27 protein-coding genes are annotated in these 25,344 nt (G+C 72.8%); 13 read left to right on the top strand and 14 right to left on the bottom strand.

What is annotated here, in order from left to right; genetic code table 11:
- Positions 1-82: 82 nt before the first annotated feature.
- The 3 genes from KG102_RS07545 to KG102_RS07535 are packed head-to-tail and all read left to right on the top strand — an operon-like array spanning position 83 to position 1,646.
- Complete coding sequence (locus KG102_RS07545; protein WP_249667514.1) at positions 83-436, top strand: DUF3099 domain-containing protein; 354 nt, start codon at positions 83-85, stop codon at positions 434-436.
- Positions 433-675 carry a hypothetical protein gene (locus KG102_RS07540; protein ID WP_208213692.1) on the top strand — a complete coding sequence of 81 codons (243 nt, stop codon included), beginning with the start codon at positions 433-435 and terminating at the stop codon, positions 673-675. Before KG102_RS07545 ends, KG102_RS07540 begins: the two co-directional genes overlap by 4 nt.
- A complete protein-coding gene (locus tag KG102_RS07535; protein ID WP_208290094.1) occupies positions 672-1,646 on the top strand; it encodes an SURF1 family cytochrome oxidase biogenesis protein in 975 nt (324 codons plus the stop codon). Before KG102_RS07540 ends, KG102_RS07535 begins: the two co-directional genes overlap by 4 nt.
- Here the strand turns inward: KG102_RS07535 and KG102_RS07530 are convergent.
- Positions 1,643-3,241: an ABC-F family ATP-binding cassette domain-containing protein gene (locus KG102_RS07530; RefSeq protein WP_208213694.1), complete on the bottom strand. Its 1,599-nt coding sequence runs from the start codon at positions 3,239-3,241 to the stop codon at positions 1,643-1,645. The genes KG102_RS07535 and KG102_RS07530 overlap by 4 nt on opposite strands.
- Positions 3,242-3,414: 173 nt before the next feature.
- Between KG102_RS07530 and KG102_RS07525 the strand changes: the two genes are divergently transcribed.
- From KG102_RS07525 to KG102_RS07505, 5 genes are all read left to right on the top strand, one after another.
- The gene (locus KG102_RS07525) at positions 3,415-4,029 is read left to right on the top strand and encodes a biotin transporter BioY (protein WP_208213695.1); all 615 of its coding nucleotides are present in this window, start codon (positions 3,415-3,417) and stop codon (positions 4,027-4,029) included.
- A 3-nt stretch (positions 4,030-4,032) separates the two neighbouring features.
- Positions 4,033-4,746 (top strand): energy-coupling factor ABC transporter ATP-binding protein, encoded by a 714-nt coding sequence (locus tag KG102_RS07520; protein ID WP_208290095.1) that lies wholly within the window; start codon positions 4,033-4,035, stop codon positions 4,744-4,746.
- A complete protein-coding gene (locus KG102_RS07515; RefSeq protein ID WP_208290096.1) occupies positions 4,743-5,375 on the top strand; it encodes an energy-coupling factor transporter transmembrane component T family protein in 633 nt (210 codons plus the stop codon). The genes KG102_RS07520 and KG102_RS07515 overlap by 4 nt, the downstream gene beginning before the upstream one ends.
- Before the next feature lie 43 nt (positions 5,376-5,418).
- On the top strand, positions 5,419-6,291 hold the full coding sequence (gene ypfJ, locus KG102_RS07510) for a KPN_02809 family neutral zinc metallopeptidase (protein WP_208290097.1): 873 nt from the start codon (positions 5,419-5,421) through the stop codon (positions 6,289-6,291).
- A gap of 105 nt (positions 6,292-6,396) precedes the next feature.
- Positions 6,397-7,647 carry a serpin family protein gene (locus tag KG102_RS07505; protein ID WP_208290098.1) on the top strand — a complete coding sequence of 417 codons (1,251 nt, stop codon included), beginning with the start codon at positions 6,397-6,399 and terminating at the stop codon, positions 7,645-7,647.
- A gap of 105 nt (positions 7,648-7,752) precedes the next feature.
- Here KG102_RS07505 and KG102_RS07500 read toward each other — a convergent pair whose 3' ends face one another.
- From KG102_RS07500 to KG102_RS07465, 8 genes are read right to left on the bottom strand one after another with little or no spacing between them, the layout of a single operon-like run.
- Positions 7,753-8,094 (bottom strand): metal-sulfur cluster assembly factor, encoded by a 342-nt coding sequence (locus tag KG102_RS07500; RefSeq protein WP_208213700.1) that lies wholly within the window; start codon positions 8,092-8,094, stop codon positions 7,753-7,755.
- Complete coding sequence (gene sufU, locus KG102_RS07495) at positions 8,091-8,570, bottom strand: Fe-S cluster assembly sulfur transfer protein SufU (protein WP_208213701.1); 480 nt, start codon at positions 8,568-8,570, stop codon at positions 8,091-8,093. The genes KG102_RS07500 and sufU overlap by 4 nt, the downstream gene beginning before the upstream one ends.
- Positions 8,567-9,877 (bottom strand): cysteine desulfurase, encoded by a 1,311-nt coding sequence (locus KG102_RS07490; protein WP_208290099.1) that lies wholly within the window; start codon positions 9,875-9,877, stop codon positions 8,567-8,569. Before KG102_RS07490 ends, sufU begins: the two co-directional genes overlap by 4 nt.
- 26 nt (positions 9,878-9,903) lie before the next feature.
- Complete coding sequence (gene sufC, locus KG102_RS07485) at positions 9,904-10,668, bottom strand: Fe-S cluster assembly ATPase SufC (protein WP_208213703.1); 765 nt, start codon at positions 10,666-10,668, stop codon at positions 9,904-9,906.
- An 18-nt stretch (positions 10,669-10,686) separates the two neighbouring features.
- The gene (locus tag KG102_RS07480) at positions 10,687-11,019 is read right to left on the bottom strand and encodes a non-heme iron oxygenase ferredoxin subunit (protein WP_208213704.1); all 333 of its coding nucleotides are present in this window, start codon (positions 11,017-11,019) and stop codon (positions 10,687-10,689) included.
- Positions 11,016-12,323 carry a Fe-S cluster assembly protein SufD gene (gene sufD / locus KG102_RS07475; RefSeq protein ID WP_208213705.1) on the bottom strand — a complete coding sequence of 436 codons (1,308 nt, stop codon included), beginning with the start codon at positions 12,321-12,323 and terminating at the stop codon, positions 11,016-11,018. The genes KG102_RS07480 and sufD overlap by 4 nt, the downstream gene beginning before the upstream one ends.
- A complete protein-coding gene (sufB, locus tag KG102_RS07470; RefSeq protein ID WP_208213706.1) occupies positions 12,323-13,771 on the bottom strand; it encodes a Fe-S cluster assembly protein SufB in 1,449 nt (482 codons plus the stop codon). Before sufB ends, sufD begins: the two co-directional genes overlap by 1 nt.
- Positions 13,768-14,550 (bottom strand): helix-turn-helix transcriptional regulator, encoded by a 783-nt coding sequence (locus tag KG102_RS07465; protein ID WP_208213707.1) that lies wholly within the window; start codon positions 14,548-14,550, stop codon positions 13,768-13,770. Before KG102_RS07465 ends, sufB begins: the two co-directional genes overlap by 4 nt.
- Before the next feature lie 169 nt (positions 14,551-14,719).
- Between KG102_RS07465 and KG102_RS07460 the strand changes: the two genes are divergently transcribed.
- The 5 genes from KG102_RS07460 to KG102_RS07440 are packed head-to-tail and all read left to right on the top strand — an operon-like array spanning position 14,720 to position 19,277.
- The gene (locus tag KG102_RS07460) at positions 14,720-15,634 is read left to right on the top strand and encodes an ABC transporter ATP-binding protein (RefSeq protein ID WP_249667513.1); all 915 of its coding nucleotides are present in this window, start codon (positions 14,720-14,722) and stop codon (positions 15,632-15,634) included.
- Positions 15,631-16,380 carry an ABC transporter permease gene (locus KG102_RS07455; protein ID WP_208290101.1) on the top strand — a complete coding sequence of 250 codons (750 nt, stop codon included), beginning with the start codon at positions 15,631-15,633 and terminating at the stop codon, positions 16,378-16,380. The genes KG102_RS07460 and KG102_RS07455 overlap by 4 nt, the downstream gene beginning before the upstream one ends.
- A gap of 43 nt (positions 16,381-16,423) precedes the next feature.
- Positions 16,424-17,347: a COX15/CtaA family protein gene (locus tag KG102_RS07450; RefSeq protein WP_208290102.1), complete on the top strand. Its 924-nt coding sequence runs from the start codon at positions 16,424-16,426 to the stop codon at positions 17,345-17,347.
- Positions 17,348-17,403: 56 nt separating this feature from the next.
- A complete protein-coding gene (locus KG102_RS07445) occupies positions 17,404-18,465 on the top strand; it encodes an ATP-binding cassette domain-containing protein (RefSeq protein ID WP_208213711.1) in 1,062 nt (353 codons plus the stop codon).
- Positions 18,465-19,277 carry an ABC transporter permease gene (locus KG102_RS07440; RefSeq protein WP_208213712.1) on the top strand — a complete coding sequence of 271 codons (813 nt, stop codon included), beginning with the start codon at positions 18,465-18,467 and terminating at the stop codon, positions 19,275-19,277. Before KG102_RS07445 ends, KG102_RS07440 begins: the two co-directional genes overlap by 1 nt.
- Before the next feature lie 60 nt (positions 19,278-19,337).
- Here KG102_RS07440 and KG102_RS07435 read toward each other — a convergent pair whose 3' ends face one another.
- The 5 genes from KG102_RS07435 to KG102_RS07415 all read right to left on the bottom strand — a co-directional run bounded on the left by KG102_RS07435 (position 19,338) and on the right by KG102_RS07415 (position 25,281).
- On the bottom strand, positions 19,338-19,940 hold the full coding sequence (locus KG102_RS07435; protein ID WP_208290103.1) for an NUDIX domain-containing protein: 603 nt from the start codon (positions 19,938-19,940) through the stop codon (positions 19,338-19,340).
- Positions 19,940-21,610: a CTP synthase gene (locus KG102_RS07430; RefSeq protein WP_208213714.1), complete on the bottom strand. Its 1,671-nt coding sequence runs from the start codon at positions 21,608-21,610 to the stop codon at positions 19,940-19,942. The genes KG102_RS07435 and KG102_RS07430 overlap by 1 nt, the downstream gene beginning before the upstream one ends.
- 70 nt (positions 21,611-21,680) lie before the next feature.
- A complete protein-coding gene (gene murJ, locus KG102_RS07425) occupies positions 21,681-23,357 on the bottom strand; it encodes a murein biosynthesis integral membrane protein MurJ (RefSeq protein WP_208290104.1) in 1,677 nt (558 codons plus the stop codon).
- A complete protein-coding gene (locus KG102_RS07420) occupies positions 23,354-24,244 on the bottom strand; it encodes a hypothetical protein (RefSeq protein WP_208213716.1) in 891 nt (296 codons plus the stop codon). Before KG102_RS07420 ends, murJ begins: the two co-directional genes overlap by 4 nt.
- Positions 24,241-25,281: a copper transporter gene (locus tag KG102_RS07415; protein ID WP_208213717.1), complete on the bottom strand. Its 1,041-nt coding sequence runs from the start codon at positions 25,279-25,281 to the stop codon at positions 24,241-24,243. The genes KG102_RS07420 and KG102_RS07415 overlap by 4 nt, the downstream gene beginning before the upstream one ends.
- Between the last annotated feature and the right edge of the window lie 63 nt (positions 25,282-25,344).

The following is a 25,344-nucleotide window of genomic DNA, read 5'->3' as shown; positions in this document are numbered from 1 at the left end:
CCCACGTTCGCGGCGCCGCCTTGTGGGACCTGCACAACGTCCCGGCGGCGCCGCCACGGAGCGCGCGGACTAGAATCACCCGGTGAGCAGCATCCGTCGGCGACCGGGTTCCCCGGAGCAGATCCCGAGCATCACCGCTGCGAGGGAGCCGCTGGCCGACGACATGGCACGCCGGCAGAAGCGGTACCTCGTGCAGATGGGCATCCGGGTCGTCTGCTTCGCCGTCGCGGTGGTCTCCTGGGGACGCATCCCGATGTGGGCGTCCCTGCTGCTCATCGTCGCCGCCGTCGTGCTGCCCTACTCCGCCGTGCTGTTCGCCAACGCCGGCCGCGAGCGCCGCGACTCCGACGGCTCGTTCATGAGCCCTCGTGAGGTCGGCGGCGACGGCGGCCCGCACGGGCTCGGCCCGTCCGACCGCCCGGAGGGCCCCGCGTGAGCCTGTTCAACCCCGTTCCCGACGCCGTCGACGAGCTCATCTGCAGCAGCCGCGGCTGCCGGTCGGACGCCATGTGGGGTCTGCTCTGGAACAACCCGAAGCTCCACACGCCGCAGCGGCGCAAGGTCTGGCTCGCGTGCGACGAGCACCGGGAACACCTCAGCCAGTTCCTCGGCACGCGCGGGTTCCTGCAGGACGTCGTCCCGGCCGCCGAGCTCGACCCGGTCCCGCCGTCATGAGCCCTGCGGCACGACGCGCCACCGGGCTGCTCCTGATCGGCCTCGTCCTGGCGGTCACGTGCACCCTGCTGGGCCGCTGGCAGTGGAACCGGCACGTGTGGCGGGAGGGCGCCATCGCCGTGGTCGAGACCAACTGGTCGGCGGACCCGGTTCCGCTCGACCGGGTGCTCGACGACCCGGCGGACACCCTGACGGACGCCGACGTGTGGCGGCGGGTGACCGTCGTCGGGCAGTACGAGCCGGCGGGCACCGTGCTGCTGCGCAACCGCCCGGTGGGCGGCACCCCGGCGTACCACGTGCTGGTCCCGTTCGTCGTCAGCGACGCCTCCGCCGGCGGCCCGGCGGACACCCTGGCCGGCACGGTGCTCGTCGTCGACCGGGGCTGGGTCCCGCTCGGCGCGGACGGGAGCGCGGACGTCACCCCGCCGGCGCCGCCCACGGGCACGGTCACGCTCACGGCCCGCCTGCGGCACGACGAGCCCGCATCGACCCGCAGCGCTCCCGCGGGGCAGGTGCAGGCGATCTCGACCAGCGACGTCCTCGCGGCCGGGGGTGTGCCGGGTGAGACGCTCGACGCCTACCTCGCCCTGACGAGCGAGGAGCCGCCCGTCGCACAGCTCCCGGGCCAGCTCCCCCCACCGAGCACCGACCCCGGGTCCCACCTGTCGTACGCGTTCCAGTGGTGGACGTTCGCCCTCGGTGGCCTCGTCGCGTTCGGCATCGCCGCGCGGCGTGAGCTGCAGGACGAGCGCGCGGAGCGGGACGTCGAGGGCCCCGCCGCGGTCGAGCCGGCGCCCGTCACGGTCGACGGCGTCGAGCTCTGGCCGACCCGGGACACGCCGCGCACCGCGGCCCCGCGCCGGCCCGCCGCGCCCGACGTCCCCCGCCGCCGCGGGGGACGCGACGAGGACCTCGAGGACGCGCTCATCGACGCGCAGCTGGGCGACTCGGCGCCGAGCGACGGACGCTAAGCCAGCGCGATGAGGTCCAGGTAGGCCGGGTTCCACAGGTCCTCGTCGCCGTCGGGCAGCAGCAGCACCCGCTCGGGGTCGAGGGCCGCGACGGCGCCCTCGTCGTGCGAGACCAGCACGACCGCGCCGGTGTAGCCCCGCAGGGCCGCGAGGATCTCCTCGCGCGACGCAGGGTCGAGGTTGTTCGTGGGCTCGTCCAGGAGCAGCACGTTGGCGCTGGAGACGACCAGGGCCGCGAGCGCGAGCCGGGTCTTCTCGCCGCCGGAGAGCACGCGGGCGGGCTTCTCGGCGTCGTCTCCCGAGAACAGGAACGACCCCAGCACGGAGCGCACCTGGGTCTCCGTCAGGTTCGGCGCCGCGGACTTGAGGTTCTCGACGACCGTGCGCTCGAGGTCGAGCGTCTCGTGCTCCTGCGCGTAGTAGCCGAGCTTGAGCCCGTGCCCGGCGTGGACCTCGCCGGTGTCCGACTTCTCGATGCCGCCCAGGATCCGCAGCAGCGTGGTCTTGCCCGCGCCGTTGAGGCCCAGGACGACGACCTTGCTGCCGCGGTCGATCGCCAGGTCGACATCGGTGAAGACCTCCTGCGACCCGTACGTCTTGGACAGGCCCGTCGCCGTCAGCGGGGTCTTGCCGCAGGGGGCGGGGTCCGGGAAGCGCAGGTGCGCCACCTTGTCCGACGCCCGAACGGCCTCGAGACCCGACAGGAGCCGCTCGGCGCGGCGCGCCATGTTCTGCGCGGCGACCGTCTTGGTGGCCTTGGCGCGCATCTTGTCGGCCTGCGCCATCAGCGCGGAGGCCTTCTTCTCGGCGTTGGCCCGCTCGCGGCGGCGGCGCTTCTCGTCCGTCTCGCGCTGCTGCAGGTACGCGTCCCAGCCGAGGGCGTACTGGTCCAGCTGCGAGCGGTTGGCGTCCAGGTGGAACACCTTGTTCACCGTGGCACGCAGCAGGTCGGCGTCGTGCGAGATGACGACGAGGCCGCCGGAGTACGACCGCAGGTAGTCGCGCAGCCACATGATCGAGTCGGCGTCGAGGTGGTTGGTCGGCTCGTCGAGCAGCAGCGTCTCCACGCCCGAGAACAGGATGCGGGCGAGCTCGACGCGACGGCGCTGGCCACCGGACAGCGTCCCGATCGTCTGGCCGAGCACGCGCTCGTCCAGCCCGAGGTTCGCCGCGATGCGCTGCGCCTCGCTCTCGGCCGCGTACCCGCCGGCCGCGTTGAACCGGGCGTCGAGCCGCGTGTAGCGCTCCATCGCCTTGTCCCGCACGTCGTCGTCGTCGCTCGCCATGGCCTTCTCGGTCGCGCGCAGCGCGCGCACGATCTCATCCAGGCCGCGCGCGGACAGCACCCGGTCCATCGCGAGCATGTCGAGGTCACCGGTGCGGGGATCCTGCGGGAGGTACCCGACCTCCCCGGAGCGGATGATCTGGCCGGCGGTGGGCTGGGTCTCCCCCGCCAGGGTCTTGGTGAGAGTGGTCTTGCCGGCGCCGTTGCGACCGACCAGACCGATCCGGTCGCCGGCCGCGATGCGGAACGACGACTCCTCGAGCAGCACTCGTGCGCCGATGCGCAGCTCGACAGCCTGGGCAGTGATCACTTGACGGTTTCCTCCGAGTTCGCCGCGCTGGCGTTGGCCGCGGGCACAAACGCCACCAAGTCTACGACCGGCTAGCGTGGCGTCCGGCCGTGGGGGTCGGCCACCTGATTGCGCCGCACCCCGGACCGGCGGGACTCGACCCGCGCTCGCCACGACCCGATCGAGGGGCAGCCATGACCAGCGCACCTGACCAGGAGACCGACGTCGCGCTCCCGGCACCCGTCGCGCGCTCCTCGGTGAGCACCGATATCGCCCTGATCTCGACCTTCGCCGCCTTCATCGCGGTGTGCGCGGTGCTGCCGGGCATCCCGACCCCGTCCGGTGTGCCCATCACCCTGCAGACGTTCGGGGTGATCCTGGCGGGGCTGGTGCTCGGCTGGCGGCGGGGCGGCCTGACCGCGTTGTTGTACGTCACACTCGGCCTGGCCGGCCTGCCGATCTTCGCGGAGGGCACCGGAGGGCTGGTCGTGCTCAGCAAGCCGTCCGTGGGCTACCTGCTGGCGTTCCCGTTCGCCGCCGCCCTGGCCGGCGCGTTCGCGGGGGCCGCGCTGCGCCGCACGTCCTGGCGCTACCCGTTGCTGGTCGCCGCAGGCCTCGGCGCCAGCTTCCTGACGATCCACCCCGCCGGGATCGCGGGGCTCATGGCCCGCCTCGGCCTCTCGGCCGGCGAGGCCCTCGCGATCGACGTCGTGTACTGGCCGGGCGACGTGGTGAAGAACCTCGCCGCCGCCGCCGTCGCCGTCGCGGTGTTCAAGGCCTTCCCCGACATGCTGCGCTCGCGCCGCTGACCGGTGATCACGCTCGACGAGGTCCTCGTCACCGCCTACAGCCCCGATCCGGCCGGCGGCGCGGACCGGGTCGTGCGCCTGCTCGGCCCGGTGAGCCTCGAGCTCACCGAGCGCCGCATCGCGATCGTCGGCGCCAACGGGTCGGGCAAGTCCACGCTCGCCCGGCTGCTCAACGGCCTCGTGCTGCCGTCGTCCGGCACGGTGCGGGTGGACGGTCTGGACACTGCCCGGGACGGGGCCGCGGTGCGTCGCAGGGTGGGGTTCGTGTTCACCGACCCCGACGCCCAGCTCGTCATGCCGACCCCGGTCGAGGACGTCGCCCTGTCCCTGCGGCGTCTGGGCCTGACACCGGCCCAGCGCGACCAGGCCGCGCGGGCGGCTCTCGACCGGTTCGGCCTGGCCGACCGCGCCGAGGTCCCCGTGCACGCCCTCTCCGGCGGCCAGCGCCAGCTCCTGGCGCTCGCGTCCGTGCTGGCCACCGAGCCGGCCGTGCTGGTCTGCGACGAGCCGACGACGCTGCTCGACCTGCGGTGGCGGGCCGTCGTGGACCGCCTGCTCGCGGAGCTGGACCAGCAGGTGGTCGTCGTCACGCACGATCTCGACGCCGCGCTGGACGCCGACCGGGTGCTCGTCGTCGACGACGGGAGCGTCGTGTTCGACGGAGATCCCGTCCCCGCCGTCGCGCACTACCGGTCGCTGATGCAGGTCGGCGCGTGAGCGGGCCGATCCGCGCTCCGTGGGCCGGTCCCCTGGGCCTGTACCACCCTGGGTCCAGCGCGGTCCACCGCGCACCCGCCGGCCTCAAGCTGGCCGCGCTCGCCGCCTTCGCGATCGCCGTCGTCGCCGTGCGTGGCCCCGTCAGCGCGCTCGTGTTCCTCGGCGCCGCGCTCCTGGCGCAGCTGGTGGCGCGCCTGCCGTGGCACCGCACCACCCGCGGCCTGGTCCCGGCGCTGCTCACGGCGGCGCTCATCGGCGCCTACCAGTGGTGGGCGCGCGGCTGGGCCACCGCGGTCGAGGTGGCGACGGACCTCGTCGCCCTGGTGCTGCTCGGTGCCGTCGTGACCGCGACGACCCGCTCCGACACGCTGCTCGACGTCCTGTCCCGCCTGGCCCGGCCGCTGCGCCACGTCGGCCTGTCCCCCGAGACGTTCGCGCTCGCCGCCGGGCTGGTCCTGCGCACGATCCCCGTCCTGGCCCGGATGTCGCTGGAGACGCGGGACGCCGCACGTGCACGCGGGCTCGACCGCGAGCCGCGCGCCCTGCTGGTGCCTGCCGCGGTGCGGATGGTGGGCCACGCGCGGACGACCGGTGACGCACTGGCCGCGCGCGGGCTCGGCGAGGACTGACACTCGCCGCGCGCGGACCCGCGGTCGCCGCTACGGTTCCCCGGTGACATTTCAGGAGGGTGGCAACTTCGGCGGCGGCCGCGTCCGCAAGGGCGGCGGGGGCGGCAAGGTGGCGGTCGGTGGTGGTGCCGTCGGCCTCCTCGCGCTCGTCATCTACATGTTCACGGGGGTGGACCTCTCGGGGATGACCGGCGGCGCCGCGCAGGATCCGGGGGCGCAGCCGTCGGAGACCGTCGGCGCGTGCACCGTCGAACAGGCCAACACCGACCGCGAGTGCCGCTACAGCGCGACCCTCGACTCCCTCGACACGTTCTGGGGAGCGACGATCCCCGCCGCCGGCGGTCAGTTCAGCCAGCCGGTCGCGTACTCGTTCACCGACGCCATCTCCACCGGCTGCGGGAACGCGTCGAGCTCCACCGGTCCCTTCTACTGCCCGCCGGACGCGGCCATCTACGTGGACGTCTCCTTCTTCGACCAGCTCGAGCAGCTCGGCGCGCAGGACGGCCCGCTCGCACAGCAGTACGTGATCGCCCACGAGTACGGCCACCACCTCCAGCAGATCACCGGCGTGATGGACAGCGCGGACCGGCAGGGCTCCGGTGCCGACTCGGACTCCGTGCGCGTCGAGCTCCAGGCCGACTGCTACGCCGGGATGTGGGCCGGCAACGCCGCCACCACCGTCGACCCGGAGACCGGCGTCGCCTACCTCGAGCCGATCACCCAGCAGCAGCTCCAGAACGCGCTCGGTGCGGCGGCTGCGGTCGGCGACGACAACATCCAGGAGCAGTCGGCGGGCGGCGTGAACCCCGACTCGTGGACGCACGGGTCGAGCGAGCAGCGCCAGCGTTGGTTCACCACTGGCTACGAGCAGGGCAGCCTCGCTGCCTGCGACACGTTCGCCACCGACCAGCTCTGACGCGCGCGCACCCGTGACGGTGCAAGGGCGACGGGTGCGCCGACACATACCGGGGTGAGGGTGCACCGCGGCCGCGGTGGGCCACCACCGGCCCCAGGAGCTCCCGTGGCGCGACGTACCGCCATCGCCGTGATCGCCGGTGCGCTCCTGGTCACGGCGGGGTGCGCGGGCAGCCCGGGTGGTCCGGACGCGGCGACCGGCCACCGAGGCGAGGTGCAGGTCGTTCGGCCGGGTGCGCTCACCGCAACGGACGTCGCCGCGGCCCAGACGGCGTTCGGGATGGACCTGCTGCACGCGGTCTGCACGGACCGCCCCCAGGAGAATCTCGCGCTCTCGCCGACCTCGGCCGCTGAGGCGCTCGGGCTGCTGTACCCCGCCGCCGGTGGTGAGACTGCCGACCGGATGGCCGACCTGCTCCACCTGCCGTCATGGTCCCCGGACCTCATCGCCGCCGTCCAGCAGCACACGCGGGCGCTGGCGTCGCTCGCCGCGCCGGCGGGCACGGACCCGACCGCCGACGAGGCACCGGACTCCCTGCGGCTGAGCAACCGGCTGTGGACCGCCACGCACACCCGACCGACGCCCGCGTACCTGGACGACCTGGCGACCGCCTTCGACGCAGGGGTCGAGCGGCTGGACGTCGCCGGTGACCCGGACGGCGCGACCGAACGGATCAACGCCCAGGTGGGGCGCGACACGGCCGGGCGCATCCCGGAGGTCATCGACCGGCCGTTGTCGCCGACGACATCCGCGGTGCTGACCAACGCCCTGCACCTGGATGCCTCATGGCTGAGCCCGTTCGCGTCCACGGACCGCGAAGCCTTCGCGACCCCGGACGGCGCACGGGACGTCGACATGATGCGGGGCGCCACGGGGACGGCTCGTACCGCGGACGGGTGGGTGTCCGTCGAGCTGCCGTACCGGGACGGGACCCTCGCGGCCGTCGCGGTGCTGCCGCCCGCCGGGACGGACCCGTGCGGGGTCACCAGCGCCGTGCTCGACGCGCTCTCGGACGCCCCCGCCGCACCCACCGCCGTCGCGCTGCCCGCGCTGCACGTCGAGCAGAGCCACGACCTGCGTGACACGCTGCTGGACCTCGGCCTGCCCGCGCACGGCGACTTCGCGGGGTTGGGCAGTGCCGGCCTGGAGATCACCCGCGTCGTGCAGAAGACGTACCTGGTGGTCGACGAGCGGGGCACCGAAGCGGCTGCGGCCACCGCCGTCGTCGTCACGGAGTCGTCGTCGCTGTCCGCGCTGGACGAGGTCGTCCTGGACCGGCCCTTCGTCCTTCTCCTGACCGACACCGCCACCGGCTTGCCGCTGTTCACCGCCGTGATCCACGACCCGTCGCTCTGAGCACCGCTGCGCGGACCGACGACGTCCGTGCAGGGCGCCTTCCGGGCGCGGCGACGCCAACGGCCCCGGTCAGCGTGCTGACCGGGGCCGTTCGAGCGAGCGTGCTCAGATGTTGAAGCCGAGGGCCCGCATCTGCTCGCGGCCGTCGGGCGTGATCTTCTCCGGGCCCCACGGCGGCATCCAGACCCAGTTGATCCGGAAGCCGTCGACGATCCCGTCGAGGGCCTGCGCCGACTGGTCCTCGATGACGTCGGTCAGCGGGCAGGCCGCGGACGTGAGCGTCATGTCGATCACCGCGGTGTTCGTCTGGTCGATGACCACGCCGTAGATCAGGCCGAGGTCGACGACGTTGATGCCGAGCTCGGGGTCGATGACATCGCGCAGGGCCTCCTCGACGTCGGCCACCGTGGTCGGAGAAGGGCTGGTCGAGGGTGTCTCCGTGCTCATGAGTTCTCCCGTGCGCCGGTCTTGATGAGTGCGTCGGTCAGCGCCGCCCAGCCGAGCAGGGCGCACTTGATCCGCGCGGGGTACTTGGCGACGCCCGTGAAGGCGGTCGCATCGCCGAGGGTGTCCTCGGCGTCGTCGTCGAGCCCGGCCCCGCGCGTCTGCATGAGCGCGCGGAACGTGCCGCCGATCTGGTCCACCGTGGCCAGGGGGTTGCCGACCACCAGGTCGTGCAGCACCGAGACCGAGGCCTGCGAGATGCTGCAGCCCTGCCCGTCCCAGCGCACCGCCCGGACGATCCCGTCGTCCGAGACGTCCACCTGCAGGGTCACCTCGTCGCCGCAGGTCGGGTTCACCTGGTGCGACTCGCCGGTGTGCAGGTCCGCGTCACCGGCCACGCCGAGTCCCTTGCCGTGCGGGAACTTCGCGTGGTCGAGGATGACCTGCTGGTACAGCTGTTCCATCGATCCCGTGCTCATGACGCCTCCAGACCGAAGAACGCCCGGACCCCCGTCAGTGCTTCCCGGAACACCTCGATCTCCTCGTCGGTCGTGTAGACCGCGGCGCTGGCCCGCGAGGTCGACGCCACGCCGAACCGTCGGTGCAGCGGCTGCGCGCAGTGGTGGCCCACCCGCACCGCCACGCCCGCGTCGTCCAGCACCTGGCCGACATCGTGCGCGTGCACGCCGTCGACGACGAACGAGACCGTCGCCAGGCGGTCGCGCGTGTCGGTCGGACCGATGACCCGCACGCCCGGGACGGTGGCCACCGCGTCGAGCAGCAGCCCGGCGAGGTGCGCCTCGTGCGCGGCGACCGCGTCCATGCCGAGCTCCTGCAGGTAGGAGGCGGCCGCGCCCAGGCCGATGGTCTGCGCGACCATCTGCGTGCCGGCCTCGAACCGCTGCGGCGGCGGCGCGTACGTCGTCGACTCCATGGTCACGACCTCGACCATGGACCCTCCGGTGGCCACCGGAGGCATGGCCTCGAGCAGCTCCCGCCGCCCGTACAGCGCGCCGACACCGGTCGGTCCGAGCATCTTGTGGCCCGAGAAGACCGCGAAGTCGACACCCAGCGCGGTGAGGTTCACGGGCAGGTGCGGGACCGACTGGCAGGCGTCGAGCACCGTCAGCGCACCGACCGCACGGGCACGCTCGACGAACGGTGCGACCGGGGTGATCGCTCCCGTCACGTTCGACGCGTGCGTGAACGCCAGCACCTTCGTCCGGTCGGTGACCACGGTGTCGAGCTCGTCGAGCCGCAGGCGCCCGTCGTCGTCGACGCCGATCCAGCGCAGCGTTGCGCCCGTGCGCAGCGCGAGCTCCTGCCACGGCACGAGGTTCGCGTGGTGCTCGGCCTCGGTGACCACGATCTCGTCCCCCGGGCCGAGCGCGAGCTGCCGTGCCGCCGCTCCCCCGCGCCCCAGGGACGCGTTGGACATCGCGTACGCGACCAGGTTGATCCCCGCGGTCGCGTTCGACGTCCAGACCAGCGACCCCGGCGACACCCCGACGAACGAGGCGACGCGGTCCCGCGCGTCCTCGAACGCCTCGGTGGCCTCCTCGGCGAGCTGGTGCGCGCCGCGGTGCACGGCGGCGTTGCGCTGCCCGTAGAAGTCCTGCTCGGCGTCGAGGACGACCTCGGGCTTCTGGGAGGTGGCCCCCGAGTCGAGGTACACCAGCGGACGCCCGCCGCGCATCGTGCGCGCGAGCAGCGGGAAGTCGGCGCGCACGGCGGCGAGCTCGGACGCGTCGAGCGTCCGGGCCGCCTCGTCGAGGGTGCTGGTCACGGTGCCTCCGGGGTCTTCAGGGGCCCTCAGAGGACCGTGGCGCTCGTCAGGAAGCGGTCGTAGCCCTCGTTCTCGAGGCGCTCGGCCAGCTCGGGCCCGCCCTCCTCGGCGACCTTGCCGTCCACGAACACGTGCACGAAGTCCGGCGTGATGTAGCGCAGGATCCGCGTGTAGTGCGTGATGAGCAGGACACCGACGTCGCCGCTGGCCTTGACCCGGTTGACGCCCTCCGACACGACGCGCAGCGCGTCGACGTCCAGGCCGGAGTCGGTCTCGTCGAGGATCGCGAACGCGGGCTTGAGCAGCTCCATCTGGAGGATCTCGTGGCGCTTCTTCTCGCCGCCGGAGAAGCCCTCGTTGACCGAGCGCTCCGCGAAGGTCGGGTCCATCCGCAGGTTGTCCATGGCGGTGCGGACGTCCTTGACCCAGCTGCGCAGCGGCGGGGCGGTGCCGTCGATCGCGGTCTTGGCGGTGCGCAGGAAGTTCGACACGCTGACACCCGGGACCTCGACCGGGTACTGCATGGCGAGGAAGAGGCCGGCGCGGGCGCGCTCGTCGACCGACATGGCCAGCACGTCGACACCGTCGAGCGTGACGGTGCCGGAGGTCACCTGGTACTTCGGGTGGCCGGCGAGGGAGTACGCCAGGGTCGACTTGCCGGAGCCGTTCGGGCCCATGATGGCGTGCGTCTCGCCGCTGGCGACGGTCAGGTCGACGCCGCGGAGGATGGGCTTGGGGCCCTCCTTCGTCTCGACGCTGACGTGCAGGTCGTGGATCTCCAGGGTGGACATGCTGTTCCTTCCAGACTTCTAGAGCGGGGCGTCGACGTCGACCAGCACGCGCTGGCCGTCGACGGTCACGGGGTAGACGGGGACGGGCCGGACCGCGGGCGGGCCCGTGGGCTTGCCGGTGCGCAGGTCGAAGCGGGAGCCGTGGAGCCAGCACTCGATCGTGCAGCCCTCCACCTCCCCTTCGGACAGCGAGACGGCGCCGTGCGAGCAGATGTCGCTGATGGCGTGCAGCTCACCGTCGGAGTCGCGGACCAGCGCGACCTCGACCGTGCCGTGCTCGGCCTCCAGCTCGACCCGGAGCGTGCCCTCGACGGGCACGTCCTCCTCGTAGCAGGCCAGCTGCGCGCTCATGCACGCTCCGTCGTGAGGGACACCTCGGAGCCCTCGACGTGCCCGTCGGACATGGCGTCGAGCACGCTCATCGACTTCTCCAGCTCGCGCTCGATGGCGCCGATGAGGCGCTCCTCGATCGCGGGCACGCCGATCTCGTGGATGAGCTCCGCGAAGAAGCCGCGCACCACCAGGCGGCGGGCGTCGGTCTCGGGGATGCCGCGAGCGCGCAGGTAGAAGAGCTGCTCGTCGTCGAACCGGCCGGTCGCGCTGGCGTGGCCGGCACCCTCGATGAGGCCCGTCTCGATCTCGAGGTTGGGCACGGAGTCCGCGCGCGCGCCGTCGGACAGCACGAGGTTGCGGTTGAGCTCGTACGTGTCGGTGCCCTCGGCAGCGGCACGGATGAGCACGTCGCCGACCCACACCGTGTGCGCGCCCTCGCCCTGCAGGGCGCCCTTGTACGTGACGCGCGAGACGCAGTTGGGCACGGCGTGGTCGACGAAGAGGCGCTGCTCCTGGTGCTGGCCGGCGTCGGCGAAGTAGAGGCCGAGCATCTTGACCGTGCCGCCCTCGCCCACGAACTCGGCGTCCGGCGTGATGCGCACGACGTCGCCGCCGAGCGTCACCGCGATGTGCTTGACCGTGGCGTCACGGCCGATCCGCACGCGGTGCGACGACGCGTGGACCGAGCCCTCGGCCCAGTCGTGCACGGTGACCACGGTCAGGTGCGCGCCCTCGTCGGCGACGATCTCGACCGTCTCGGTGAGCGACGCGTGGCCGATGTGGTCGATGATCACGACCGACTGCGAGAGCGGCTTGGCGTGCACGAGCAGGTGCGTCGCGGTGGGCTCGAGCGGCGCCTCGTGCATGCCCGCACCCTCGACGCCCTCGATGCGGATGGACGTCACCTCGGTGGCGACGACCTCCTGCGGGATGGTGACGATCGTGGCGCGCGGGAACGAGGCCCAGGCAACCGCTGCCGTCCGGTCACCCGGCCGGCCCGCCGTCCCGAGCCGCTCGTCGTCACGCTCGACGATCTCGACCTGCACCTCGGGCGACTCGACGACGGTCGTGAGCACCCCGTGCCCGTTGAGCACACCGTCGGTGTCCGCGGCGAACAACGGCGCGAGCCGGGCGACGGGGGCGAAGCGCCACTCCTCCTCGCGCCCGTTCGGCACGGGGAAGTCGGTGACGTCGAAGGACGTCGGGCGGGAGGCGCGGGACGCCTCGGGGAGCGGGCCGACCCCGTGGCTGTGGCCGTCGGCGGTGGCCCGCGAGTGGTCCGTCGACAACGGACCGGACGTAGGCGTCGTAGTGGTCGTCATCAGCCGACGGCCCCTTCCATCTGCAGCTCGATGAGGCGGTTCAGCTCGAGGGCGTACTCCATGGGCAGCTCACGCGCGATGGGCTCGACGAACCCGCGCACGATCATCGCCATGGCCTCGGTCTCGGCCATGCCTCGGGACATCAGGTAGAACAGCTGGTCCTCGCTCACGCGCGACACGGTCGCCTCGTGGCCCATCGACACGTCGTCCTCGCGCACGTCCACGTAGGGGTACGTGTCGGAGCGCGAGATCTGGTCGACCAGGAGGGCGTCGCAGAGCACGTTCGACGCGGAGTGGTGGGCGCCCTCGAGCACCTGCACCAGCCCGCGGTAGGACGTGCGACCACCGCCGCGCGCGACCGACTTGGAGACGATCGAGCTGGAGGTGTGCGGCGCGGCGTGCACCATCTTGGCGCCGGCGTCCTGGTGCTGGCCCGCACCGGCGAACGCGATGGACAGCGTCTCGCCGCGCGCGTGCTCGCCCAGCAGGTAGATGGCCGGGTACTTCATGGTCACCTTGGAGCCGATGTTGCCGTCGACCCACTCCATGGTGGCGCCCTCGGCCGCGGTCGCCCGCTTGGTCACGAGGTTGTAGACGTTGTTCGACCAGTTCTGGATGGTCGTGTACCGCACGCGGGCGTTCTTCTTGACGATGATCTCGACGACCGCGGAGTGCAGCGAGTCGCTCGAGTACACCGGGGCGGTGCAGCCCTCGACGTAGTGCACGTACGAGCCCTCGTCGGCGATGATCAGCGTCCGCTCGAACTGGCCCATGTTCTCGGTGTTGATCCGGAAGTAGGCCTGCAGCGGGATCTCGACGTGCACGCCCGGCGGGACGTAGACGAACGAGCCGCCCGACCAGACCGCCGTGTTCAGCGCGGCGAACTTGTTGTCGCCGGGAGGGATGACCGAGCCGAAGTACTGCTCGAAGATCTCCGGGTGCTCACGCAGCGCGGTGTCGGTGTCGAGGAAGATCACGCCCTGCTCCTCGAGCGACTCCTGGATCTGGTGGTAGACGACCTCGGACTCGTACTGCGCGGCGACGCCGGCGACGAGGCGCTGCTTCTCCGCCTCCGGGATGCCCAGGCGGTCGTACGTGCTCTTGATGTCCTCGGGCAGGTCCTCCCAGCTGGTGGCCTGCTTCTCCGTGGACCGCACGAAGTACTTGATGTTGTCGAAGTCGATGCCCGACAGGTCGGAGCCCCACCAGGGCATGGGCTTCTTGTCGAACAGGCGCAGCGACTTCAGGCGCGTCTTGAGCATCCACTCGGGCTCGTTCTTGAGCGCGGAGATCTCCCGGACCTTGGCCTCCGACAGCCCGCGGGTCGCGACGGCCCCGGCGGTGTCGGCGTCGTGCCAGCCGTAGTTGTAGTTCCCGATCGAGGCGATGGCCTCGTCCTGGGTCATCTGCGGCGCAGCGGCCGCAGTGCTGTCGGTCTGTGCACTCATGCTGAATGTCCTTCCACGGAGAGCACGGGGTGGGCAGGGGTACGAGGGGTGGCGCTGGTCGACGGGGTGGGTGCGATGGTCAAAGGGATGCTGGTGGTGCAGACGTGGCCTCCGCCGGCCAGCGTCGCCAGGCGCTGCACGTGCACACCGAGGAGGCGCGAGAACGCACGGGCCTCGGCCTCGCAGAGCTGCGGGAACTCGTGGGCGACTTCCTGCACGGGGCAGTGCCCCTGGCAGAGCTGCAGCGCCAGCCCACCGGGCACGGGCCGGGCGGAGGCGGCGTACCCGTCGGCGGTCAGCCCGTCGGCCAGCACACGAACGCGCTCGGCGACGTCGTCGCCCGCGGCCGCGACGGCCGCGACGTGCCGCTCCTCCAGCGCGCGCACCCGCTGCTCCGCGAAGCCCTGCACGGCCTGCTGGCCGGCGGTCTCGGCGAGGAAGCGCAGCGCCTGCGTGGCGAGCTCGGAGTAGTTGTGGGTCAGCGCGGCCTGGCCGCGGCTGGTGACGACGTACCGGCGCGCGGGACGCCCCCGACCCTGCGGTCGGCGCAGACCGGCAGCGCCGTCGTGCACGGCGATCTGGTCGGTGGCCTCGAGGACGCCGAGGTGACGCCGGATGCCCGCGGGCGCCAGGTCCAGCTGGGCGGCGAGCTCGGCGGCGGACACGGGGCCGGCGGAGGCGACGATCTGCAGCACCCGCTGACGGGTGCCCGCATCGGGGTCGACGTGCGTCGCGTCGGTGGCGGTGCGGTCGTCGGCCGCGGGCAGCGTGACGTCCATGCTCACCTCCGACGGGTCCGGGCGGCGCGCCCGACCGTGCGAGGGCAGGTGCCGCGATATTGACAACATCCTTGTTGCCAATATCCATCCCTGCAAGCAAGGAGAGCCTTTGCTGGCGTCGGCTGCCTCACACCGGCCCCGCTACGGCTGCGCCCTAGACTTCCCTCTCGTGCCCGACTCCCCCGCGCTCGAGATCTCACGGCTCGTCAAGCGCTACAGCGGTCGCGCCGTGGTCGACGGTCTGGACCTCGTGGCCCACCACGGGCAGGTCACCGCGGTCCTCGGTCCCAACGGTGCAGGCAAGACCACGACGGTCGAGTGCTGCGAGGGGCTGCGTGAGCCGGATGCCGGCACGGTCCGCGTGCTGGGCCTCGACCCCCTGACCCAGGCCGGCGAGCTCCGTCCGCGCGTCGGCGTCATGCTCCAGGACGGCGGTCTGCCGACCGGCGTACGAGCACACGAGATGCTCGCGCACGTCGCCCGGATGTACGCCGACCCGCGCGACCTCGGCGAGCTCACCGAGCGCCTCGGGCTCGCGTCGTTCGCGCGGACCACCGTCCGGCGCCTGTCCGGAGGACAGCGTCAGCGGCTGGCGCTCGCGGCGGCGATCGTCGGCCGGCCCGAGGTCGTGTTCCTCGACGAGCCCAGCGCGGGCATGGACCCGCAGACCCGGCACGCCGTGTGGGACCTCGTGCGCGAGCTGCGCGACGAGGGCGTCGCCGTCCTGCTCACGACGCACCTCATGGACGAGGCGGAGGACCTCGCCGACCACGTCGCGATCGTCGACCACGGCCGCGTGATCGCGCAGGGGTCGGTGCCGTCGCTCGTCTCGTCGGCCCAGGACCGCACGCTGCGGCTCGAGACCGTGCCGGGGCTCGCCCTCGGTGCCGCGCTGGGGACGGAGTTCGTCGTCACGGAGCCGCGCGACGGCTGCTACACCATCACCGGGGCCGTTGATCCCGCAGCGGTCGCCGCGGTCACGTCCTGGCTCGCCGCGCGAGGCGCGCTGGCCACCCGGCTGACCGTCGGACGGCGCACCCTCGAGGACGTCTTCCTCGACCTGACCGGACGGAACCTGCGATGAGCGCCGCCGCCCCCACCATGACCCGCGTCCTCGCGCAGACCTCGTTCGAGGCACGCGCGATCCTGCGCAACGGCGAGCAGCTGCTGGTCACGATCATCGTCCCGGTGCTCGTGCTCGTCGGGCTGACCAAGGCCACCGCGATCGACCTGGACACCGGGGGCGCCAGCCGGATCGACTTCCTCACCCCGGGGGTGCTGGCCCTGGCCGTCATGACGACGTCGTTCACGTCGCAGGCCATCGCGTCCTCGTTCGACCGGCGCAACGGCGTCCTGCGCCTGCTGTCCACGACCCCGCTGGGGCGCGGTGGGCTCCTCGCGGGCAAGGTGCTGGGGGTCCTCGTCGTCGAGCTGGTGCAGGTCGTCGTGATCGGGCTGACCGCCGTGCTGCTCGGCTGGCGTCCCGACCCTGCGGGGATCCCCCTGGCCCTGGCCGCGGTCGTCCTGGGCACCGCGGCGTTCACGTCGCTCGCCCTGCTGGTCGCCGGGACGCTGCGCGCGGAGGCCGTGCTCGCCCTCGCCAACCTGCTGCTGCTCGTGCTGGCCGTCGCCGGGGGGATCGTCATCCCGGCGGAGCAGCTGCCCGGGCCGATGGCTCACGTCGCCCTGCTGCTCCCCTCCGGCGCGCTCGGCGAGGCGATGCGCCAGACGCTGCTGCACGGCCCGCTGCCACCCTGGTCGGTGGTGGTCCTCGTCGGCTGGACGGCCGCGCTCGGCTGGGGCGCGAGCCGGCTGTTCCGCTGGCACTGACGGGCGGTCCGAGTCGCGCCGGGCGGACCGTAGGCTGGTTGTCGTGAGCTCGTCCCCCGCCCTCGCCACCCCGTCGACCCTCGACCCGGTCCGTGACCGCTGGACCTGGACGGCCGTCGTGGCCAACCTCGTCGGGCAGATCCTCATCATCGTGACCGGTGGCGCCGTGCGGCTCACCGGCTCCGGCCTCGGCTGCTCGACGTGGCCGCAGTGCGAGCCGGGGCGGTTCACGCCGGAGTTCCACGAGGCGACGTCGATCCACCCGTTCATCGAGTTCGGCAACCGGACGGTGAGCATCGTCCTGGTGGCCATCGCCGCCGCCGTCGCCGTGCTCGTCGTCCTCGACCGGCGCCGCCCGTGGTCCTACCGCCGGCTCGGGCTCGTCCCCGTGGTGGGCGTCGTGATCCAGGCCGTCATCGGCGGCATCACGGTGCTGGTCGACCTGCACCCCGCGATCGTCGGCAGCCACCTGCTCATCTCGATGGCGCTCGTCGCGTTCTCCGCCTGGCTCGTGGTGCGGACGCGGGAGGGGGACGGCCCGGCCGTCCCGCTGGTGGACCGCACGACGCGCGTCCTGGTCCGCGTGCTCTGTGCCCTGACGGCCCTCGTCCTGGTGCTCGGCGTCGTCGTCACCGGTGCGGGCCCGCACTCGGGCGACGAGGAGGTGGGCTACCGGTTCCAGGTGGATCCGTGGACCATGTCGAAGCTGCACGCCGCGTCGGTGTGGGCGTTCGTCGCGGTGCTCGTCGTCGTGCTGGTCCTGCTGCGTCGCCGCGGCGTGACCGGCCGCCCCTGGACCACCGGCCTGATGCTGCTGGCCGTCACGCTCGCCCAGGGCGCGGTCGGCTACGTCCAGCTGAACACCGGTCTGCCGATCGCGCTGGTCAACCTGCACATGCTCGGTGCGGCGCTGCTCGCGGCGGCCGTGACGTTCTTCGTCGGGAGCCTGCGCACGCGCGACTCCTGAGCAGTTCGTCCGGATATGGGCTGTTGGGTGTCGGAGGGGGCTCCTAGCCTCGGACCATGGCAGACGCGATCACCGCCCAGGGACTCGTCAAGCGCTACAAGACCGTCACGGCCCTCGACGGGGTCGATCTCACCGTGCCGACCGGCTCGGTGCTCGGCCTGCTCGGCCCCAACGGTGCGGGCAAGACGACCATCGTCCGCATCCTCACCACCCTCCTGAGGCCCGACCACGGCTCGGCGACGGTCGCCGGCGTGGACGTCCTGGCCAGGCCGCGCGACGTCCGTCGCCGGATCGGCCTGTCCGGGCAGTACGCCGCGGTCGACGAGTACCTCACGGGGTTCGAGAACCTCGACATGATCGGCCGGCTGTACCACCTCGGCGCCAAACGCTCCCGCGCCCGGGCGCGTGAGCTCCTCGCGTCCTTCCGGCTCGAGGACGCCGCAGACCGTCCCTCGAGGACCTACTCCGGCGGCATGCGCCGCCGGCTGGACCTCGCAGGAGCGCTGGTCGCGGACCCGCCGATCATCTTCCTCGACGAGCCGACGACGGGCCTCGACCCGCGCGGTCGCACCGAGATGTGGGAGGTGATCCAGAACCTCGTCGCCCGGGGGACGACGCTGCTGCTCACCACGCAGTACCTGGAGGAGGCGGACCTGCTGGCCGACGACATCGTGGTCATCGACCACGGCCGCATCATCGCGCAGGGCACCGCCGACCAGCTCAAGCTCCAGGTCGGCGGCGAACGCCTCGAGCTCACGGTGCGCGACCCCGGCACGCTGACGCGGGGGCGGGACCTGCTCGAGCCACTCGGCGTCGGCAAGGCCACCCTCGACGAGGGCCGCCGCACGATGCTCATGCCGATCAGCGGGGGCGCTCAGGTGCTCACCGAGGCGCTCCGTGTGCTCGACGACGCGCTGATCCTCATCGACGACGTCGGCTTGCGCCGCCCCACCCTGGACGACGTGTTCCTCTCCCTGACGGGCCGGCCCGCCGAGGAGGAGCGGCAGGACGACAGCCGACGAGGACCGGGGAACCCTGCGCCGCCCGACACCCCCGCCGCGACCCCCACCGGCCCGGGCCGGCACGCGGCCCCCGACGAGTCCACCACCGGTGCCTGATGGCCGCCCCCGCCGTGCTCGCCGACGCCTACGTGGTCGCCAAGCGCAACATCATCAAGATCAAGCGCGTGCCCGACCTCCTGGTCTTCACCACGCTGTCGCCGATCATGTTCGTCCTGCTGTTCGCCTACGTGTTCGGCGGGGCGATCGCCGTGCCGGGCGGGGCGGACCCCGCGGCGTACCGGGAGTTCCTCATGGCGGGGATCTTCGCGCAGACCGTCATCTTCGGCGCCACGATCACCGGCGCCGGGCTGGCGGAGGACGTCAAGAAGGGGATCATCGACCGGTTCCGGTCACTGCCGATGGCCCCCTCCGCGGTGCTCACTGGCCGCACCATCTCCGACGTCGCCAACAACGTCCTCGTCCTGGTCGTCATGTCCCTGACCGGTCTGCTCGTCGGCTGGGGGATCCACAGCTCACCCGCGGAGGCGGCGCTCGGCTTCATCCTGCTGCTGGTCTTCGCCTACGCCGTCTCGTGGATCATGGCGTGGCTCGGGATGCTCGTGCCCAGCGTCGAGGTGTTCAACAACGCCACGTTCATCGTGATCTTCCCGCTCACGTTCGTGGCCAACACGTTCGTCCCGCTGGAGACGCTCCCGGCACCGCTGCAGACGTTCGCCGAGTGGAACCCGGTCTCGGCCGTCACCCAGGCGTCGCGCGAGCTGTTCGGCAACATCCCGGAGGGCGTGCCGACGCCCGACTCGTGGCCGCTGCAGCACTCGGTGCTCTACACGTTGATCTGGTCGGCGATCTTCATCATCGTGTTCGTCCCGCTGGCCAACTTCCAGTACCGCCGCTCGACCAGCCGCTGACGACCGTGCCGCCCTCCCGTAGAGGAGGGCGGCACGGTCAGGCAGAGCGCGGCGCGGTCGTCAGACGGTGACGGGCTCGAGAGTCGACCACCCGCGGGCGCGGGCAGCTGCGGCGGCGAGCACGCCGGTGACGGCGGTCGGGCTGCGCAGGCGCCCGGACAGTGCCGCGTCCACGGCCTCGTCGAGCGGCACCCACACCGGCACCATCGTCGCTTCCTCGTCCGTCCGCGTGTAGAGGTCCGCCCCTTCGACGGGCCGCAGGCCACGCGCGAGGAACACCTGGATCCGCTCGTCCGATCCGCCGGGGCTCGTGTAGAAGTCGACGAGCCGCCACCACGAGGCCGCCACGAGGTCGGCCTCCTCCGCCAGCTCGCGGGCCGCCGCCCGGACCAGCTCCTCGTCCGGCACGTCCCGCAGGCCGGCCGGCGGCTCCCACAGGACCGAGCGCACGGGGTGCCGGTACTGCGAGAGCAGCAGCACGCGGTCGTCGTCGTCGAGCGCGATGACCGCGACGGCACCCGGGTGCGCCACGTACTCGCGGAGCACCTGGGTGTCCCCGAGGTCCACCACGTCGCCGACCAGGTCGAAGATCTTGCCCCCGTGGAGGACCTCGTGCGACACGACGGGTCGCGGCGCCACGAGGTCGGCCAGCGGCTCCCCCATCAGGACTCGTCGCCGCGCTGCGCCAGGGCAGCCTCGATGAGCCCGGCGAACAGCGGGTGCGCCCGGGTCGGGCGTGACTTGAACTCGGGGTGGGCCTGCGTGGCCACGAAGTACGGGTGCACGTCCCGCGGCAGCTCCACGAACTCGACCAGCGAGGTGTCGGGTGAGACCCCGGAGATCACCAGGCCGGCGGCCTCGAGCTTGTCGCGGTAGGCGTTGTTCACCTCGTAGCGGTGGCGGTGCCGCTCCACGACGCGCGTCGCGCCGTAGGCCTCCGCGACCACCGATCCCGGTGTGAGCACCGCCTCGTAGGCGCCCAGGCGCATGGTGCCGCCCAGGTCACCCTTGCCGTCGACGAACGCCAGCTGCTCGGCCATCGTCGCGATGACCGGGTGCGCGGGGTCGTCGTCGAACTCCGACGACGACGCCCCCTCGAGGCCGAGGATGGTGCGCGAGTACTCGATGACCATGCACTGCAGGCCCAGGCAGATGCCGAGCGTCGGCACGAGGTTCTCGCGCGCCCAGCGCAGGGCGCCGAGCTTGCCCTCGATGCCGCGCACGCCGAAGCCGCCGGGCACCAGCACGGCGTCCACCCCTTCGAGCGCGAGCCGGGCACCTTCGGGGGTCTGGCAGTCGTCCGACGTGACCCAGCGGATGACGACCTTGGTGTCGTGGTGGAAGCCGCCGGCACGCAGCGCCTCCGTGACGGACAGGTACGCGTCGGGCAGGTCGATGTACTTGCCGACGAGCGCGACCTCGACCCGGTGGGTGGGCTGGTGCACGCGGTGCAGCAGCTCGTCCCAGCCCTTCCAGTCCACGTCCCGGAACGGGAGCCCGAGCCGCTGCACCACGTAGGCGTCGAGCCCCTCGGAGTGCAGCACGCGCGGGATGTCGTAGATGCTCGGCGCGTCCTTGGCGGTGACGACACCCTCGACGTCCACGTCGCAGAAGAGCGCGATCTTGCGCTTGGTGGACTCGGGGACGTCGCGGTCCGCGCGCAGGACGATCGCGTCGGGCTGGATGCCGATGCTGCGCAGGGCGGCGACGGAGTGCTGCGTCGGCTTGGTCTTCAGCTCGCCCGACGGGCCGATGTACGGCACGAGCGAGACGTGCAGGAAGAAGCAGTTGTCCCGCCCGAGGTCGTGGCGCACCTGGCGGGCCGCCTCGAGGAACGGCTGCGACTCGATGTCGCCGACCGTGCCGCCGATCTCCGTGATGATCACGTCGATGTCCGCGGCCGCCTGCTGACGCATGCGCGTCTTGATCTCGTCGGTGATGTGCGGGATGACCTGGACCGTGTCCCCGAGGTACTCGCCGCGTCGCTCCTTCGCGATGACCTGCGAGTACACCTGGCCGGTGGTCACGTTGGCCGAGCCGACGAGGTTCACGTCCAGGAACCGCTCGTAGTGCCCGACGTCCAGGTCGGTCTCGGCCCCGTCCTCGGTGACGAAGACCTCGCCGTGCTGGAACGGGTTCATGGTGCCCGGGTCCACGTTGAGGTACGGGTCGAGCTTCTGCATCGTGACGCGAAGGCCACGGGAGCGAAGGAGTCGGCCGAGGCTGCTCGCCGTCAGACCCTTACCGAGGGAGGACGCGACACCCCCGGTGACGAAGATGTGCCGGGTCGTGGATTCCGACCGCCCGGAGAGTCGATGCGCGCGCTCTGTCACGGGATTCCAACCTACCGGATAGACGCCGGATGGCGCTGAAGTGAGACGGGTGAGTCAGGACACGTCGGGCTCACGACCCTCCGTTCTGGTGCGCCGGGTCGGGCACGGGCGGGGCGTCGGCAGGCGCGGGCGCGGCTTCGATCGTCCGGAAGTCCCGCAGGGTGCCTCGGTCGCCGGCGAGCACGGCGCCGCCGACGAGCAGGACGGCGACGAGGCCACCGCCCGCTGCCGCGCCGACCGCCGTGAGGACACCGTGCCCCGCCATGTCCGCCACCGCGTCCACCACCCACCGTCCCGCGGCGGCACCCACGCCGGCACCGGCGGCCAGGACGAGCGCCGTGCGGGCGAGCCCGGTCGTCGCGCCCCGTCCCGCCGCGCGGCGCAGCAGCAGCACGGCCACGACGCCGCCGATCAGCATGCCGAGCGAGCTGGCCTGCGCGAGAGCGACAAGCGTGGCCGAAGGGTCGTCGCCCGCGGGGGCGTACAGGGCTGCGAGCACGGGAGTCGCGACCGCTGCGGTCCCCCACCCGGCCACGTTGGCGGCGATGGCCGACCGGCCGCGCTCCATCGCGTAGAGCGCGCGGGAGGCGTGGAACATCAGCGCGAACCCGGCCAGCCCGGGCATCAGCCAGGTGATCGTCGACGCCATCGCACCGACCCCCGGTGCCCCGTTCGCGACGGCCACGAAGATGTCCGCCACCGCAGGCGCCACCGCGACGACCGCGGCTGCGCCGACCGCGGCGGCCACGAGGACCACCCGGGTGGTCCCGGATGCCATGCGGGCGTAGGCGTCGCGCTCACCGGCGGCGGCTCGGGCGGCGAGACGGGGGAACGTCGAGGTGGCCAGCGGGACCACGAGCACCGCGTACGGCAGGAGGTAGACCTGCTGGGACCACAGGTAGACGGAGAAGGTGGCGGGGTTGCCGCGCGCGCTCGAGACCACCAGGGCGACGAGGACCGCCACCTGCTGGGCGACGAGCGAGCCGACGCCGGCGAATGCGAGCGCGGCGAGCCGGCGCCCCACCCCGGCCGGGAACCGCAGCGTCGGCCGGAGCCGGACGCCGAGCCGGCGCACGGGGACGAACATCGGGAAGCACATCGCGGCCACGCCGACGGTCGTCCCCCACGCGAGCACCGCCAGCGCGCCCTCGGGCAGCGCCGTCGCGTCGTTGCGCTCACCGTCGGCGAGGGCGGCGTAGACCAGGTAGGTGGCGATGACCACCACCGACGACAGCACGGGGGCGAACGCGGGCCAGAAGAACTTCTTGTGCGCCTGCAGGACCGCGTAGAGCAGCACCGCGACGCCGTACATCGGCACCTGGACCGCGAACACCGCGATGAAGTACTGCAGCAGGTCGCGCTGCGAGTGGTCGATCCGCGGCCACACCGCGGCGATCGGGCCGCTGCAGGCGGCGAGCGCGCCGCCGAGCGGGATCAGCACCAGCAGCGTCCAGCCGAGCGCCGCAGAGGAGATCGCGTCGACGTCCTTGCGGAGGGCGCGGGACACGGGCAGGGCGAGCAGCGGGACGAGGGCCCCGGCGAGCGCGCCGCCGGCGGCCACCTCGAACAGCACGTTCGGCAGGGTGTTCCCGGCGTTGTAGACGCCGCCGATGGTCCCGTCCCCGAACGCGAACGCCTGGACCAGGTACCGCCCGAACCCGAGCACCCGGCTCAGGACGGTGACCGCCGCGATCATCGCGGCGGCGCCGCCGAGACCGGCAAGCGTGCGCCGCGCCGCCGGACTCACGCGGACCGGTCCACCGGTGGGTCGACGGGCCGGCGGCCCCAGGAGTCGACCGTGCGGAGCACGGGGGTGCGCTCGATGACCCGCGTGAAGCTCACCTTCTCGCTGGCGAACGTCAGGGCCAGGACGACGGCGAGGGACGCGAGCCGGACCGGGCGTGGTGCGCCGAGCACCACCGCGGTGCCGAGGGTCGCGCCGAGCGCGTTGGCGCCGCCGTCGCCGAGCATGTCGGCCTCGGCGAGGTCCTGCTCGATTGCTGCACCGACGACGCCGAGAACGGCCGACGCCGCACCGGAGCCGGCGCCGCACCCGACCGCGAGGGGTGCCGCGACCGCCGTCGCCGCCTTGAGCGCGCGGCCGGGCCGCAGGTCCAGCAGGTTCAGCAGGTTCGCGCTGGAGGCGATGAGCGCGCCCGAGGCCACGACGTCCGCCAGCCAACCGGCCGTCGCCCGACGGGAGCCGTCGGGTCGGTGCACGGGCGTGGCGGCGGCCGCCGCGACCAGCGCACCCGCTCCGATCCCGAGCACCTTCAACCCACCCGTCGTGAGCTCGCCGCGCGCGAGGGCTCCCAGGTGCCCGCGCAGCCCCTTGCGCCGTGCCGTGGCGTCCTCTCCCAGGTCGTCCACGAGGCCGAACGCGGCACCGGACGCGGTCGCGACCGTCAGCGCCACCCGGCTCGACGCCGAACCGGCCCCGACGAGGCCGCCGACCAGCAGGCCCGCGGCGGCTGCCGGCCCCCCGAGCAGGCTGATGGGCTCGCCCCGGTGGTTGGTCCTGGTCCAGCGGGCGTGCCCCCCGGGCGCCCGGGCGTCCAGGACCCCGCGCACCGCCCCGGTGATGGCGCCCGCCACGGCCACGGCCGCCGCCCGGCGGGGCAGCCCGATCGTCATCCCTCGGTCCCCGTGACGGCGTCCGCGTCCGCGTTCTCGGGCACGCGGGGCGTGCGGTCGACCGGCGCCAGCTCGACGGGCGCGGGCAGCGGCGTCTCGCCCTCCCCGAAGCCGTAGTGGCCGGTGGTGCCGGCGATCCGGTCCGCGAGGGCCAGCGGCACGTTGATCTGGCCGGTGACGAGGTCGACGCCGGAGACCGTCGCGAGCGTCGCCGCCAGCTCCGGGTCCGCGAGCACCGCGTCGGTCAGGCTGCCGTCGCCACGCGCGCCGTCGGCGAGCACCGCGCCGGACGAGAGGGTCTGGGCTGCGCTCAGCACCGCGAGCTGCGCCGCCTGGACGGACTCGGAGGGATCCGGGCTCGGTGTCGCGCCGTCGACCTGCTCCTCGAACGGCACGGCGATCACGACGACCGCGTCCGCGGGCATCGTGACCTCCTCGGCGACGGCCACGAGCGGGCTGTCGCTCTCGCTCGACGACAGCAGCTCGAGGAGCACAGACGCGTCGTCGGACAGCACGTCCGGGTTGGCCGGGTCCGACGTGACGAGCGCCTGCACCAGCGCGGACGCCAGCTCCTCCTCGACGCCGGCGTCGTCCGACGGGACCGGGTCCAGGTAGGTCAGGAGCTGGCCCACGAGGGCCTGGCGGAACGTGCGCGCATCCGGGTCCACCCACGTCTCGGTCAGGGTCACGCGGGCGGTCACGCTCGCACCGGCCTGCGCCAGCCGGTCGTCGATCGCCGTGCGGATCGACTCGTCGACCTCACCGAGCGCGACGACGGCGACCCGACGGTCCGTGAGCGTGCCGTCCAGCAGCTGCGGGCCGGCGGCGTCGATGTAGGTCTCGGTGTCCTGCAGGTCGCCCGACGTCGTGTCGAGCTCGGCACGCAGGGTGTCCTTCTCGGTGCGCAGCTGCTCGACCTGACCGGTCAGGGTGTCGCCGATCGTCTCCTTGAGCGGACCTGCGCCCAGCGCGATCCCGACGGCGAGGGCCAGGAAGACCGAGATGAGCGAGACGATGTGGTAGCGGAAGTCGATCACAGTGCGAGGTCTCCGTCAGGTACGTCACCGGCGAGAGCCGGGACCAGGTGCAGGGTGCGGGCC

This window comes from Cellulomonas fengjieae (assembly GCF_018388465.1).
GTDB lineage: Bacteria > Actinomycetota > Actinomycetes > Actinomycetales > Cellulomonadaceae > Cellulomonas > Cellulomonas fengjieae.
This window is presented reverse-complemented; position numbering and strand designations above follow the sequence as displayed.

Excerpts from the sequence above, each read along its gene's own strand:
- KG102_RS07535 (WP_208290094.1), top strand. The coding sequence starts at position 672 with ATGAGCCCTGCGGCACGACGCGCCACCGGGCTGCTCCTGATCGGCCTC.
- KG102_RS07525 (WP_208213695.1), top strand. The coding sequence starts at position 3,415 with ATGACCAGCGCACCTGACCAGGAGACCGACGTCGCGCTCCCGGCACCC.
- KG102_RS07500 (WP_208213700.1), bottom strand. The coding sequence starts at position 8,094 with ATGAGCACGGAGACACCCTCGACCAGCCCTTCTCCGACCACGGTGGCC.
- sufU (WP_208213701.1), bottom strand. The coding sequence starts at position 8,570 with ATGAGCACGGGATCGATGGAACAGCTGTACCAGCAGGTCATCCTCGAC.
- sufC (WP_208213703.1), bottom strand. The coding sequence starts at position 10,668 with ATGTCCACCCTGGAGATCCACGACCTGCACGTCAGCGTCGAGACGAAG.
- KG102_RS07480 (WP_208213704.1), bottom strand. The coding sequence starts at position 11,019 with ATGAGCGCGCAGCTGGCCTGCTACGAGGAGGACGTGCCCGTCGAGGGC.
- sufD (WP_208213705.1), bottom strand. The coding sequence starts at position 12,323 with ATGACGACCACTACGACGCCTACGTCCGGTCCGTTGTCGACGGACCAC.
- sufB (WP_208213706.1), bottom strand. The coding sequence starts at position 13,771 with ATGAGTGCACAGACCGACAGCACTGCGGCCGCTGCGCCGCAGATGACC.
- KG102_RS07465 (WP_208213707.1), bottom strand. The coding sequence starts at position 14,550 with ATGGACGTCACGCTGCCCGCGGCCGACGACCGCACCGCCACCGACGCG.
- KG102_RS07455 (WP_208290101.1), top strand. The coding sequence starts at position 15,631 with ATGAGCGCCGCCGCCCCCACCATGACCCGCGTCCTCGCGCAGACCTCG.
- KG102_RS07445 (WP_208213711.1), top strand. The coding sequence starts at position 17,404 with ATGGCAGACGCGATCACCGCCCAGGGACTCGTCAAGCGCTACAAGACC.
- KG102_RS07440 (WP_208213712.1), top strand. The coding sequence starts at position 18,465 with ATGGCCGCCCCCGCCGTGCTCGCCGACGCCTACGTGGTCGCCAAGCGC.
- KG102_RS07435 (WP_208290103.1), bottom strand. The coding sequence starts at position 19,940 with ATGGGGGAGCCGCTGGCCGACCTCGTGGCGCCGCGACCCGTCGTGTCG.
- KG102_RS07420 (WP_208213716.1), bottom strand. The coding sequence starts at position 24,244 with ATGACGATCGGGCTGCCCCGCCGGGCGGCGGCCGTGGCCGTGGCGGGC.